Origin of the sequence: Syntrophomonas zehnderi OL-4, assembly GCF_000983115.1 — a bacterium.
GTDB lineage: Bacteria > Bacillota > Syntrophomonadia > Syntrophomonadales > Syntrophomonadaceae > Syntrophomonas_B > Syntrophomonas_B zehnderi.
On sequence record NZ_CGIH01000034.1, the window covers coordinates 13,051 to 27,148 of the forward strand.

General features: G+C 45.0%; 13 protein-coding genes. 11 read left to right on the plus strand and 2 right to left on the minus strand.

Annotation, left to right across the window (positions count from 1 at the left end; all coding sequences use genetic code 11):
• Positions 1-4: 4 nt before the first annotated feature.
• Positions 5-811 carry a hypothetical protein gene (locus tag AAV90_RS10290; protein ID WP_046498652.1) on the minus strand — a complete coding sequence of 269 codons (807 nt, stop codon included), beginning with the start codon at positions 809-811 and terminating at the stop codon, positions 5-7.
• Positions 812-1,257: 446 nt separating this feature from the next.
• On the minus strand, positions 1,258-1,488 hold the full coding sequence (locus tag AAV90_RS10295; protein WP_046498655.1) for a hypothetical protein: 231 nt from the start codon (positions 1,486-1,488) through the stop codon (positions 1,258-1,260).
• 721 nt (positions 1,489-2,209) lie between these two features.
• On the opposite strand from AAV90_RS10295, the gene AAV90_RS10300 reads away from it, so the two are divergent.
• From AAV90_RS10300 to AAV90_RS10360, 11 genes are all read left to right on the plus strand, one after another.
• The gene (locus tag AAV90_RS10300) at positions 2,210-2,848 is read left to right on the plus strand and encodes a GntR family transcriptional regulator (RefSeq protein WP_046498658.1); all 639 of its coding nucleotides are present in this window, start codon (positions 2,210-2,212) and stop codon (positions 2,846-2,848) included.
• 321 nt (positions 2,849-3,169) lie between these two features.
• Complete coding sequence (gene trxB / locus AAV90_RS10305; RefSeq protein ID WP_046498660.1) at positions 3,170-4,396, plus strand: thioredoxin-disulfide reductase; 1,227 nt, start codon at positions 3,170-3,172, stop codon at positions 4,394-4,396.
• Positions 4,397-4,454: 58 nt separating this feature from the next.
• On the plus strand, positions 4,455-4,769 hold the full coding sequence (trxA, locus tag AAV90_RS10310; RefSeq protein ID WP_046498661.1) for a thioredoxin TrxA: 315 nt from the start codon (positions 4,455-4,457) through the stop codon (positions 4,767-4,769).
• Positions 4,770-4,854: 85 nt separating this feature from the next.
• Positions 4,855-5,298 carry a glycine/sarcosine/betaine reductase complex selenoprotein A gene (gene grdA / locus AAV90_RS10320; RefSeq protein WP_084691560.1) on the plus strand — a complete coding sequence of 148 codons (444 nt, stop codon included), beginning with the start codon at positions 4,855-4,857 and terminating at the stop codon, positions 5,296-5,298.
• 97 nt (positions 5,299-5,395) lie between these two features.
• A complete protein-coding gene (gene grdC / locus AAV90_RS10325) occupies positions 5,396-6,931 on the plus strand; it encodes a glycine/sarcosine/betaine reductase complex component C subunit beta (RefSeq protein WP_046498667.1) in 1,536 nt (511 codons plus the stop codon).
• 48 nt (positions 6,932-6,979) lie between these two features.
• Positions 6,980-8,146, plus strand: coding sequence for a glycine/sarcosine/betaine reductase complex component C subunit alpha (grdD, locus tag AAV90_RS10330; RefSeq protein ID WP_046498670.1), 1,167 nt, complete (start codon positions 6,980-6,982; stop codon positions 8,144-8,146).
• Between the two features lie 78 nt (positions 8,147-8,224).
• Entirely contained in the window at positions 8,225-8,596 is a 372-nt protein-coding gene (locus tag AAV90_RS10335) for a GrdX family protein (RefSeq protein WP_046498694.1), read from the plus strand.
• Positions 8,597-8,627: 31 nt separating this feature from the next.
• Positions 8,628-9,914 (plus strand): glycine/sarcosine/betaine reductase component B subunit, encoded by a 1,287-nt coding sequence (locus AAV90_RS10340; protein ID WP_046498673.1) that lies wholly within the window; start codon positions 8,628-8,630, stop codon positions 9,912-9,914.
• 24 nt (positions 9,915-9,938) lie between these two features.
• Positions 9,939-11,249 carry a glycine/betaine/sarcosine/D-proline family reductase selenoprotein B gene (locus AAV90_RS10345; protein WP_084691561.1) on the plus strand — a complete coding sequence of 437 codons (1,311 nt, stop codon included), beginning with the start codon at positions 9,939-9,941 and terminating at the stop codon, positions 11,247-11,249.
• A gap of 62 nt (positions 11,250-11,311) precedes the next feature.
• The gene (locus AAV90_RS10355) at positions 11,312-12,619 is read left to right on the plus strand and encodes an MFS transporter (RefSeq protein ID WP_046498680.1); all 1,308 of its coding nucleotides are present in this window, start codon (positions 11,312-11,314) and stop codon (positions 12,617-12,619) included.
• Between the two features lie 76 nt (positions 12,620-12,695).
• The gene (locus tag AAV90_RS10360; RefSeq protein WP_046498682.1) at positions 12,696-13,934 is read left to right on the plus strand and encodes a M24 family metallopeptidase; all 1,239 of its coding nucleotides are present in this window, start codon (positions 12,696-12,698) and stop codon (positions 13,932-13,934) included.
• The last annotated feature ends 164 nt before the right edge of the window (positions 13,935-14,098 follow it).

Sequence of the window (14,098 nt, forward strand, 5' to 3'; positions counted from 1 at the left end):
GCAATTACTCCTCCTGTTTGAAAAAACAGGGGAAATCCATAATACAATTATTACAGGATTGTTTCGGTACCGACAGAGGTTTTTCTTTCAGCAAGCTGCGGGCCATGGTGAGAGCAGCCCGCACCGGTTGTTGCTCACCTTCGATGGCTACCATAATAGACCCTTCAGAACCGTCTACCCCTCCGGCGCTTACGATTGTGGCATCTACCCCGAATAAGGCATGTAACGCGTTTATTTCCGTATAGATTTGTCCTACCGGCAAAACTGCCAATCCACAGCGCAGCCCCAGGCTGTTATCGACACGCTCAATGCCCATGACCTTTGTTGCCGCCTGGCAGGATGGGATCATCTTTTCGTGGCCTACCGGGATAAGAACCTTAGAGCCGCGGGAGGCTAAAACACCCCAAGCAGCCCCGGCGGTTCCGCCCTGGGGGTTAGCCATCAGCACTGCGGCGTTTCCGTTGGCGTCAAAGGCATTAGCCCCTTTGATAAACACATCATCCCGTCCAAAACCATTTAGAAACTCCACCCAGTCGCCTTCTACCCGTTGGCCTTTTTCCAGGCATATATGGGGCAAACGATTTTCCGCAGCCACACAGGGCAGACCTTTAGTGACGACACCCGCCGCAAACAAACGCTGCTCCGAGGCGTTAATCAGCCCCAACTCATGAGCGATATAAGAATTGGTGGTGCCCACAGATATAATGAGCTTGCCGGTCGTATAGGCATGTCTAAATATGGGTTCATTAATTAATCCACGGGCGATAAGACGTTTGGCAGCCGCCGGGGATAATGCGAATGAAGCTATCATTTCATAACCTCCTGGTATTAAAAAACTTTTTGAGCAACTGGTCAGATTTTCGATTGTTTTTGGCAAGCAAGAAAAATCTAACTGCATCCCGAACTAAATATAACAAATTTTACTGGCAAAATATAAACAAAAAGAGTATATTATGCAATACAAAGCATAATGAGATTGGTGATTATATTAATTGCCATTAACCTTTTTATCAATCCAGAGCGAATTACAGAAATGAAACGCTGGCTATAAGCTTGGGAAGGTGCAATTTAAACCTAAGGTGATGCATTACCTGGATTAGAAGAAGAAAAATGCCTAAGAAGTTCTCTAAGCCACATAAGAGGTAGTCTGGCGGATAATTTTAATACCTAACAGTTAATGGCCTGACCCTTCTTAAGGAAGATGGTCAGGCCATTTTAGGGTTTGCCACTGATTAAACGGGTTACGCCTATCTAAGTCTAGGCTCTGCCGGCAGAAGGTGCGTCCGGTCTGTGCAGGGATAGTTTTTTGTACCAGGGACGCAGGGCTTCATGAATCGGTGAATAATGGAGCAATGCCGAAGCCAAGGCCATGGTTCCTAGAACTCCGCACATAGTAGCTGTCCAGCCAACTATTATCTGACAACCGGAAAGCAAGAACAGAGTTAAACAGATTAGATACCTAATGTTTACTTGTTTTTGGCTAAGCATAATATCACCCTCGCTTTCATGTTTGATTTTAGCTTGATAAATTTATGAACCTAGTTACTAATAGAGTACTAAAACGGCTTGAGATCTAAGCTGTTATGTCTTATGAGCCGAAACGATGACAGATATTGACTCGGAATCTAAGACATCGTAATATTTAAGGCTGCTTCAGATCTATTTGCTAATCTATAGTAGCAATTATCGTGCCACACTAATAAGCAAATAATTGCATAACCGAAAATCCTTGCAACCGCTCGTTTTAGATTATTACTCCTGGAGTTGGGCAGTGAACGCAAACGTGCCATAAGTGTAATAAAAGCGTTCAGCCGCGTTACAACCATCTAACAATAAGACCGCACTTTTAGCAGGACTACACTGATTTAAAAGGCATTAAAGGAGGGATGGGAAAATGTGCCGCAATTATTTCATGTCGGATCAAGAAATTGCATGAATGGTTGATGATCCTTGAATGTTCGGCTGGAATATAAGAAGTACTTATGTTAACATTAACTGCGAAGCATAAAAATAGGCTACTGCAGTGTTAGGGCGAGAGCGCAGCTACTTATGATTTGAGTCGGTTACACTATTAATTAAAAATGCAGAGAGGGTAGGGATTTGGCATCCGATAACCATTTAATGCAACCAACTATTTAATCATTCCTAAATTAAACGTTAATGTGTGTCAATAATACCACCAAACGCTGCAAGTTGAGGAGATAAACACATGGAAAACACACCCAGCACATCGGATATATATGAAACCCTTAAAAAACGGATTATCTGTTTGGAGTATGCTCCCGGGCAGGTTTTGAATGAAAAGGACATTGCCAATGAGTTTAACTTGAGCCGTACTCCGGTCAGGCGTGTCTTTGAGCAGCTAAAAATCCGTAAACTGTTAAATATAATTCCCCGGTTTGGCGCTCAGGTAGCACCTATTGATTTTTTGTATATAAAATCAGTATTGGATGTCAGCCGGGAATTGGAAGGGTTTGCTGCCGGGTTGGCCGCTGAAAGGATAAGCGAAGCTAAGATTGAAGAACTCGAAGCAATTGTAAACCGGATAGGAAAATATGATATTGTCAAAGATTATAAACAAATTATTATTGAAGACCAGCGCTTTCATGCAATTGTCTATGAAAGTTCAGGGAATCCTTGTCTTATAGAGATACTTGATGACCTGCATATGCATACGGAAAGAATGTGGTTGTATGTGCAGCCTGATATTAATGATATAAATTTATTCATGGGCACTTTGCCCAATATAATTAACGCTCTGAAAGCCCGGGATGCCGGGAAAGCTTCCGAGTACGCCAAATTGCATACGGATCAATTCGTAGAGCAGATTAAACAAGAACTATTATAAAACCATATCAACATCCGAGGGTTAGGACTTCGTAATTTGATAAACTGACGTTTCTTAAGCAGTTCATCAAAATACAAAGTCCTAACCCTTTTTTGTCCATTTTTATTATATTTGATCATCATATGTTTCTGATTTGTTACTCAGAAGTATCAGCGAAGGGCCTAAGATATTATCTCCTTTTTTATAATTTGCAAAAAAAATAAATAACTATGGCGAAAAATTATTTTAGTGGTATACTAGTGGTATAACAGAAAAGTACAAAAGGAATACATATCGTGATCTTGGATCCAACTATCATAAATCCGGAAAGGGGAGATCGCCATGTCTGATATCTATGACATTGTTATAGTCGGCGGAGGGCCGGGAGGAATGTCGGCTGGTATATATGGATCCCGCTCCCGTCTAAAAACGGTCATTTTGCAGAAAGGAAGACTGGGAGGACAGGCGGCTACTACTGAAGAGCTGGAAAACTACCCCGGATTTGGCAGGGGTACTACCGGCCCTGAACTCATGCAGGCTATGGCAGACCATGCGGAAAGCTTCGGTACCGAGATTGTCCGTGATGAAGTGGTAGATTTAAGCCTTAACGGCGATGTTAAACTCCTGACGACCAAAAGCGGCCAGGTCTATAAGGCTAAAACAGTTATCCTGGCCCTGGGAGCGGAGCCGCGCTCACTTAATATCAGGGGCGAGAATAAATTTCGCGGCAAGGGTGTTTCCTACTGTGCTACGTGTGATGCGGACTTTTTTGAAGAACTTGATGTTATCGTAGTCGGCAATGGCGATGCAGCCGTGGAGGAGGCCATGTACCTGACCAAGTTTGCCGAAACAGTTACTATCATCGTAATCCATGATGAAGGTATCTTGGACTGCAATCAGGCAAGTGCCGAAAAGGCTATGGCTAACCCCAAAATCAAGTGGGTATGGAGTTCGGTATTGCAGGAGGTTAAAGGAGACGGCCTGGTTGAAAGCGTGGTAATTAAAAACATTAAAACCGGTGAACTTACGGAAATGCAGATAAACGGGGTCTTCTTCTTTGTAGGAACCGTGCCTAAGACTGAGCTGCTCAAAGGGCAAGTTGATCTGGATGAACAGGGTTATGTTATTACCAACGAACAGATGGAAACATCAGTTGCAGGGGTATATGCCGTAGGGGATTGCCGGGTCAAGTATTTGCGCCAGGTGGTAACTGCAGCCAGTGACGGAGCAATTGCGGCAGTAGCTGCGGATAAATATCTGGCTGAAGAGGAAGACTTTAAGGTAAGGGTATTAAACGTTAAGGAACCGGTTTGGGTAGCTTTTTGGGCACCCCAGGTTGAAGCTAGTATCAACGCTATCGCGGATTTGGAACAATGGGTGGCAAAGACCGGAACGAACGTAAAACTGGTCAAGATAGATACTTATCGTAATCAAAGGCTGGTAGAAAGGTATGCGGTAGATGAAATACCTTCGGCCTTACTTTTTCATAAAGGCGAATTGATCTCCAAACTCAGTGGTTCTTTTAGCCCCGAAGACCTTGATAATCAGATGAACCTTGCCGGGTTCTAAGTTCGCAGTATTTTCACAGAGCAGTGTCCCCAAACTTTTATGAGAGGGGGTGAGTGATTTGATCGAAGTAAACAAAAATAATTTTGAGGAAGAAGTACTAAAGGCAGACGGGTTGGTTATGGTTGATTTTTGGAGTCCTAGTTGTGAACCCTGCAAGGAACTTATGCCCAGTGTACATCAACTGGCGGAGAAGTATAAAGGCCAAGCCAAATTCTGCAGCCTTGATACAGCTGGCAACCGCAGATTATCGATTAGCCAGAAAGTTCTAGGATTACCGACTATCGCCTTCTACCGGGATGGCGATAAAATCGCGGAAATAACCGGTGAAGTAGCCATTGAAGATGTTGAAGCCAAGTTAAATGAGTTAAAGTGAGTACCTCCCCCTTCCTCCCGATTTTGGGAAACAGCAGTACTAGTAAAGGTTTATAACTTATTAACAACAGAAAGGAGCATGCATAATGTTAAATGGCAAAAAAGTAGCTATACTGGGCGACCGTGATGGCATTCCGGGTCCTGCCATAGAAGAGTGCATAAAAACTGCCGGCGCCGACATAGTGTTTTCAACAACTGAGTGTTTTGTTTGAACTGCCGCAGGAGCAATGGATCTGGAAAATCAAGCCAGAATCAAGGATCTAAGCGATAAATATGGCAAGGAAGATTTCATTGTCGTATTAGGAGGAGCAGAAGCTGAAGCTTCTGGTCTGGCCGCGGAAACCGTGGCTTCTGGCGATCCTACCTTTGCCGGTCCATTGTCAGGAGTCTCGTTGGGACTCAAAGCCTACCATATTTTCGAATTAAAAGAGGAAATAGATGCCGGGGTTTATGATGAGCAAATCGGAATGATGGAAATGGTTCTAAATGTTGATGAGATCATAGAAGAGGTCAAAAGCTATCGAAAATAACCCCTGAACATAAAACGCGCTTGTTTTGACCACATTACGAGAGGGTAATAGCGGTCAATGCTATTACCCCTTTATTAGAATCGGGAGGTAAGATTCGATGAACTATCCGGTTGTAAAAGGTGCCGCCTATGGATTGATTCAAGCCAATGAAATGCTTATCCATTATGGCACCACTCAAACCTCAGAATTACGTATAAATAAAGATTCAGATCATTTAAAAAAACTACCGGCGCATCTGCGCAGTTTTGAGGCGGCGGTAAAGTATCCCCCGAACCAGGCCTATATCGGCAATATTACCCCTGATGATTTAAAGAACATCCCCCGGCCCTGGTACGAAAACCAGATCTCCACAGTCTCACGCAACGGCAGATTTGGAGAAATAATGCCGGAAGATGAGTTTCTAGGACTCATGAAAATCGTTGATATTTTTGATTTAGTTCTCTTAGAAGAGAAATTTCAAGCCCAGGTAAGGGACAAGTTGGCCCTTCATCCAGTATTGGCAGGTATTAATAATTTTGAAAACCTGGAAAAAAGCGCGCCTGAATTAGCGCAAATAGAAAAAATGACCGCCGAACATCTGGCCCTGCCGCTTTATTTTAACGGTGAGCTGGTGGGCTGTGTCAAGAAGGCTCATGAATTTGATGATGCCTTGTCCGCTCATGTAATGCTTGAAAATCTTGTTTCCAAAGCATCCTCTGTTTTTGCTCTGCAACTTCTGCTGGTAAAAACAGATTTAGATGCTAAAGACATTGACTATATTATTGAATGCTCAGAAGAAGCCTGTGGTGATATGAACCAGCGTGGCGGAGGCAATTTTGCCAAATCGGTCGGCGAGATCGGCGGATGCATAAATGCAACTGGCTCAGATACCCGCAGTTTTTGCGCCGGTCCGGCTCACGCCCTGGTAGAGGCAGCGGCTCTGGTGCAGGCGGGTGTTTATAAAAATGTAGTAGTTTTGGCTGGCGGCTCTACTGCCAAATTAGGCATGAATTCCAAAGAACATGTCAAAAAAGGTTTGCCTGTCCTGGAAGATATGCTGGGAGCCTTCGCGGTTCATATCGGCGAAAACGATGGTATTAACCCGGTCATTCGTACCGACGCGGTAGGCCGCCATCGGATCGGCTCGGGTGCTTCCCCCCAGGCAGTCATGACCGCCATCGTTACTGATCCCCTGGACAGTCTGGGCTATAAAATCACCGATGTGAACCGTTATTCACCGGAAATGCAGAATCCGGAAATAACCGAACCGGCCGGGGCGGGTGACGTACCTCAGGCCAATTACAAGATGATAGCGGCCTTAGGTGTAAAAAGAGGTGAGTTCTCCAGGGATGAAATCATCCAGGCGGTTGATAGTTTCGGGGTACCGGGATTTGCTCCCACGCAAGGACATATACCTTCCGGAATACCGTTTATCGGTCACGGACGGGAGATGATCCTGGCCGGTGATATTGAGCGGGCCATGATAATTGGTAAAGGCAGCCTGTTCTTGGGGCGGCTTACTAATCTTTTTGATGGGATTTCGTTTTTGATAGAGAAAAATGCCGGAATAATAGATGACGGACTGGACAAAGAAACGGTTCGTAAGATGATTGGTGAGGCCATGATCGAATTTGCAAAAACTTTACAAGAATAATGAGATGTTGGCGTTAAGCTGGAGTCTTTTCTTAAGGGAGTTGAAATCTTGGTTAATAAGATTAGGAATACTATCGGAGAGGTATTTACCGAAGTAGCTGATGCCCTAATTACAGGTTCGTTTGGTAAAAAAACTAAAGTCGGACTTACTATTTTGGGCAGTGAACATGGCCCGGCTGAATTAGTGTATGGAGCAGAATTAGCGCAAGCTGCTAATCCTGACATTAAGGTAGTGGTTATCGGTAACGGGGTTAACAGCGATTTGGAAATGGTTGCGGCCGAAAATGAAGAAGACGCCCATGCCAAAATGGATGAAATGCTTTTAAATGGCGAACTGGATGCGGCGGTAACCATGCATTACAGTTTTCCAATCGGGGTATCCACCGTTGGCCGGGTCGTTACTCCGGCTCGGGGAAAGCCGATGTTTCTGGCTACGACAACCGGTATATCTGATGTGGAAAAAGTCGCGGCTATGCTGAAAAACACCCTCTACGGAATTGCCGCAGCCAAAGCCTGTGGAATAAAGGATCCCACGCTGGGTATTTTAAACGTGGAGGGCGGGCGACAGGTGGAGAGAGCCTTGCGCAAACTTCAGGAGAATGGTTATAACATGAACTTCACCGAATCGTCCCGGGGCGATGGCGGAGTTGTGATGCGCGGCAATGATCTATTAATGGGCGTACCTGACATTATGGTAAATGACAGCCTGTCCGGCAACGTATTGATGAAAATGTTCTCCGCCTTTAATACCGGAGGAAATTATGAATCAACCGGCTATGGATACGGCCCCGGAATCGGTGAGAATTACGACCGCATTATCTGTATTATTTCCAGAGCATCGGGAGCACCAGTCGTTGCAGGGGCTATCCGCTTAGCTGCCGATTGTGCTCAAGGGGATTTAATAAATAAGGTTAAAACAGAATTTGCCAAGGCTAGAAAAGCCGGCTGGGATCAGATGATCGGAGCTTTGAAGGTGCCCAGCCCGGTTGCAGACAAAAGCAATAATATTGCTCAAGTAACGGCCCCGCCTAAGAAATTGGCTACGGATGCGCTTCCGGGGGTTGATGTTATGGATATAGAAGAAGCAGTTTTATCTCTGTGGAAAGAAAACATCTATGCCGAAAGCGGTATGGGCTGCACCGGCCCTATCATTATGTTGGCGCCGGAAGACAGGGAAGAAGCCCTGAAAATATTAAAAGCAAATAATTATCTGTAAATTAAAACGTTATTTGGAGGTGGTGGCCTATTGGTGGTGTCGGGGAATTATGCAAAAATCCGGAAGGGACGTAAATCTATGAAAAACATAATCATTACCAACAACCCGCTGGTAGCAGAGAAATTTGAAGATGTGTATTGGACAGATGGCTCGGTTGAGGAAATCTTGATAAAGATCCGGGATCTGGTCTATCAGGGCTACGAACTGGTGAGTCATCCTCTGGCATCTAGTCTGCGGATGCTATTTTCCCCTTATCGATCGGTAATTATAAGTACTCCTAAACAGCAATTAAACTTTGAACATGCGCAGATTATCGAAAACAGTATTATCAAGTACCGCAACCATACCAGTTGCAGAAAAACAGATGATCAAAACCGGGATGATTATAAAAGGATTGATTTATTGCTTCTAGAAGCGGCTTTTGCAGAACAACAAGGAATGTGGCAGTAGCAGTTTTCTAATCTACATGGAGGTGACTGTGTTGAAACTGGAAATTGGAAGAATCCATATTAAGGATATCCAGTTAGGAAACGAAACAAGTGTAAAAAATGGCGTATTAACGGTAGATACTCAGGGTTTAATTAAGTTTTTGCGAGAAGACGAGAGGATCAAGGACGTTAAACTCGATGTCGCTAAGCCCGGGGAAAAAGTCAGGATCATTCCAGTAAAAGATGTAATTGAGCCTCGGGTCAAAATAAGCGGCGGCAATAACGGATTTCCTGGAGTTACCGCCAAACAGGCTCAGTGTGGCGAAGGCAGAACCCACGTTCTCTATGGTGCGGCAGTAGTTACCGTTGGTGATATCGTAGGTTTCCAGGAAGGGGTTATCGATATGTGGGGAGAGGGCGCCAAATGGACTCCGTTTTCCCAAACCTTTAACTTAACCGTTGATATTCAGGTAGCAGATGGTTTAGATCCCCATACCCATGAAGAAACAGTCAGAATAGCAGGTTTGCGCGCCGCTGAATTTGTTGGGCTGGTCGGCCAGGATATGCAGCCCGATGAAGTCGTAACTTATGAAATGGGCAGTATTTTTGAGGAAACCGCCAAATATCCTGATCTGCCTAAAGTTCTGTATGCGGAAATGATGATTACGCAGGGATTACTGCATGATACCTATATCTACGGCGTAAATGCTCAAACCATTCTGCCGTCCTTGTTGCATGCCAATGAAGAGCTGGACAATGCAGTAATCAGTGGAAATTGCGTGGCGGCCTGTGACAAGATAACTACCTATCAGCATCAAAACAACAGTGCCATCCTGGATCTGTATGCCCAGCATGGCAAGGAGATCAACTTCCTGGGCTGTATAATGGTGCCGGAACATACCACCCTGTCCGGTAAAATGCGGGCTTCTGACTATACTCTGAAATTAATCCAGATGTTAGGTGCTGATGCCGTAGTGGTATCTGAAGAAGGATACGGTAACCCAGATTCCGACCTCTTGATTATCTGCAAGAAATGTGAAAAAGCGGGTGTGAAAACGGTACTGATTACGGACGAATGCGCCGGCCGGGACGGTATGTCTCAACCTTTGGCCGATACCGTACCTGAAGCGGTGGCTGTAGTCTCCGGTGGGAATGTAAGTCATGTGGTTACCTTGCCCCCCGCTGAAAAAATTATCGGCAATGTAGAAGCAATCGCTGTACTAGCCGGCGGCTGGGAGGGGGCCTTATTGGAAGATGGCAGCCTACAGTGCGAGTTGAATGCGGTAATAGGTGCTACTTCAGAGATCGGCTACCATAATGTGACCTGCAGGTTATATTAAATTCCATGGAAGGGAGAGCATTAAATGTCTAAAGAATTCAAAGTCTTATACTACGTCAACCAGTTTTTTGGACAGGTAGGCGGAGAAGACAAAGCAGGTATGAAACCAGAATTCCATAAGGACAAAATCGGACCGGCCCTGGGTTTTGAAAACCAACTAAAGGGTGAAGGCAAGGTAGCAGGTACTATTATCTGCGGAGACAATTACTTTAATGAAAATAAAGAAGAATCTTTAAGTTATATTTTAAACCTGGTCAAACAGGAGGCCCCGGATGTTTTTGTAGCCGGGCCGGCCTTCAATGCCGGACGCTATGGCGTAGCCTGCGCGGAAATATGCCGGGCCATTGCTGAAGAACTAAATATCCCGGTAGTGACCGGGATGTATAAAGAAAACCCCGGCTTGGAAATCTGCCAGCATGTGGCTTATGTGGTCAGCACCAGTGATTCGGCCGGCGGTATGCGCAAAGCCCTGCCTTTGATGGCGGCAATAACCTCCAAAATAGCTCAAGGTATAGAACTTGGTTCACCGGAAGAAGAAGGCTATATTCCGCGCGGCATGAGAAAAACCATTATAGTTGACAAACGCGGTTCGCTCAGAGCTGTAGAAATGCTGGTCAAACGTCTTAAGGGAGAGGAATTTGCCACGGAAATGCCGATGCCGGTCTTTGACATGGTGACTCCGGCCCCGGCTATCCAGGATCTAAGCAAGGCTACCATTGCCCTCTGCACATCCGGCGGCATCGTACCGGCTGGCAATCCCGACCACATTCAATCTGCCAGTGCCCAAAAATGGGGAAAATACGACATCAGCCAACGCAGTGCCTTAAATGCTCCGGATTATTATACGACCCACGGCGGATATGATCCGGTTTATGCTAATGAGATCCCAGACCGGGTAGCTCCTTTAGACATTTTAAAAGAATTGGAAAAAGAAGGATACATCGGCAAGGTATATGAATTTTTCTATACTACTACCGGCACCGGCACTTCAGTGAGCAATTCAGTTAAATTTGGAACCGAAATAGGGGCGGAATTAAAAGCTGCCGGTGTGGACGGAGTAATCCTCACCTCTACTTGAGGAACCTGTACTCGTTGCGGTGCGACGATGGTAAAAGAAATCGAAAGATACAATATCCCAATCGTGCATATGGCCACTATTACAACTATATCTGAATCTGTAGGTGCTAATCGGATCGTTCCCACAGTTGCTATCCCCCATCCGGTAGGAAATCCTGCCTTAAAACCCGAAGACGAAAAATTAATGAGAAAAGCTATGGTTAAAAGAGCGGTTGATGCTTTAGCGACAGAGATTTCTGAAGCTACCCATTTTGATTGATACGAACGAAGGACGGATAATTCCGTCCTTCGTTAATTTTTTAAAAGGAGTGAAAACAACAAATGGGAAACAACGACAATCATTCTCACCATGAATACGTTGTACAACTTAGAAAAGCGGTTTTTGGGGCAGCCATCGGCAACATGATCGAATGGTTTGACTATGCGTCCTACGGTTATCTAGCCACAATTATCGCAGTGGTTTTCTTTGCTCCGGGCGATAAGACCGCAGCTTTGCTGGGAGCTTTCGCCGTTTTCGCGGTACCATTTATCATCAGGCCCTTGGGCGGAATCTTCTGGGGTCATTACGGAGATAAAATCGGTCGGCGGAGAACCCTTATATATACTATCTCCATTATGTCAGTTGCTACATTTTGTATTGGACTTTTGCCCAGTTATGCCAAAGTAGGAGTTTTGGCCCCCGTTTTGTTGTTTCTCATCAGATTGCTGCAAGGTTTTGCTGCATCCGGCGAGTATGCGGGTTCGGCTTCATTTATCGCTGAATATGCCCCCAATAACAAAAGAGGATTACTGGTAAGCATGGTGCCGGCCAGTACAGCGGCAGGACTTATGTTTGCGGCTTTAATTACCGCTATTTTGGATTATTATCTGTCACCCGGAGCGTTAAACAGTTGGGGCTGGAGGATTCCATTTTTATTAGCTCTTCCTCTGGGTATTATCGGATTGACCATCCGCCTGAGATTAGAGGATACCCCGGTATTTAAAGAGATGGAAGAAAAGACTAAACAGACTAACGAAGATGAAAAAAGGGGTCTGGCAGAGCTCGGGAAATATTGGAAAGAACTTATTATCGCTTTTGGGGTAGTTTTGCTTAACGCGGTTGGTTTTTATACTATCTTAAGCTATATGCCGACCTATCTTATGGAGCAAATGCACTTCAGCCGGCTACACGGCACCTTGATAACCCTGGTAACTTTGTTTACGTATGTTTTTATGCTGCCTTTGGTAGGTACGCTGGCAGATCATGTAGGACGAAAGAAAGTTCTCATGGTTACTTGCGTAATTTTTATCCTAGCAACCTATCCGATATTCCACTTGTTGGCGATGGGTAAATTCCTGGCTGTACTGGCATTATTCCTCCTGGGAGCATGTTTAGCCGGAAACGATGGAGTATTAGCCACTTTTCTAACCGAGATGTTCCCGACATCGGTTCGATTTACTTCCTTTGGGCTGGTATTTAACACCGGCAATGCGATTTTTGGCGGTACTGCTCCCCTAATGGCAACCTACCTGATAGCTAAAACAGGTAATGAGTATGCGCCGGCATTTTATCTTATTGCCGCTGCCTGTGTTTGCTTGCTGGCACTGACACAGACACATGAAACTGCTAACAAGGAGTTGGAAAGATAGCTGTTCCATTGGGTTTAGCGCTTCCTCTTGCAATGGAGCGAACCAATAACATACTAATTCGAAAGGAGAAACGAAAATGCAACAAGCGAATGATCTGGAAAGAACCAAATTTATCCCGAACGGAGAAAAAGTGAAACCTACTTTTTCCAAAGCCGAAATGGATGGACGCGTTGCCAAGCTGAGGAAACACATGAGTGACAATAATATTGATGCAGTATTTTTTACCTCTTACCACAATATTTGTTACTATGCTGATTTCCTCCACACCAGTTTCGGTCGATACTACGGCCTGGTAGTGACCCCTAAACAGCATTGCACCGTATCAGCCAACATAGATGGCGGAATGCCCTGGCGCCGGGCCAACAACGGCGAAAATATCGTTTATACAGACTGGAGAAGAGATAACTTCCTGTATGCGGTAAAAAAAGTCCTGGATGAAAGCGGAGTTAAAAAAGGTCGTCTGGGTATTGAAGAAGACCATATGCCCATTTTGCTGCAAAAGCAAGTCAGAGACGCTTTCCCGGATTTTGAACTGGTAGATGTTTCTCAGGCATTAATGAGAATGCGCATGATCAAATCCAAGGAAGAGATTGCCCTAATCAAAAACGGTGCCCATTGTTGTGACGTAGGCGGTTATGCTGCGCGCGATGCGATTGCTGCCGGAGTGCCGGAATACGAAGTAGCCCTGGCCGGTACCCAGGCCATGGTGCGGGAGATCGCTAAACTTTATCCCCATGCTGAATTAAGGGATACCTGGGTATGGTTCCAGTCAGGTGTTAATACCGATGGGGCGCATAACTGGCCGACTTCCCGGAAAATCCAAAAAGGCGATATACTCAGCCACAACTCATTCCCCATGATTGCCGGTTATTATACAGCTCTTGAACGAACCCTGTTCTTTGAAGAAGTAGACAAAAAATCCCTGGAATATTGGAATATTAACGTTGAAGTGCACAAACGGGGTATGCAACTGATAAAACCGGGTGTAAGATGCATGGATATTGCAGCTGAATTGAATGAAATCTATCGTTCTTACAATCTGTTGCCCAACCGCACCTTTGGTTATGGACATTCCTTCGGGGTACTTTGCCATTACTATGGCCGCGAAGCCGGGCTGGAACTTCGGGAGGATATTGAAACAGTATTAGAACCGGGTATGGTTATTTCCATGGAGCCAATGATCATGATTCCGGAAGGTCAACCTGGAGCAGGAGGATACCGAGAACATGATATCCTGGTTATCAATGATGACGGTACGGTTGAGGACATCACAGGTTTCCCCTTTGGGCCAGAGCATAATGTTGTTACCAGATAATCTATCAATAACTGCATATAATTGAATTCCTCTCTAAAGCCCCGCTGGCAGTTGAAAGCTCCGGCGGGGCTTTTTTACGGTCTAAATTAAATCAAAATTTAAATTATTTCTGGGTGGTAAGTTTTAGGATATACAAATACTATATAGTTATAATCATATTATGG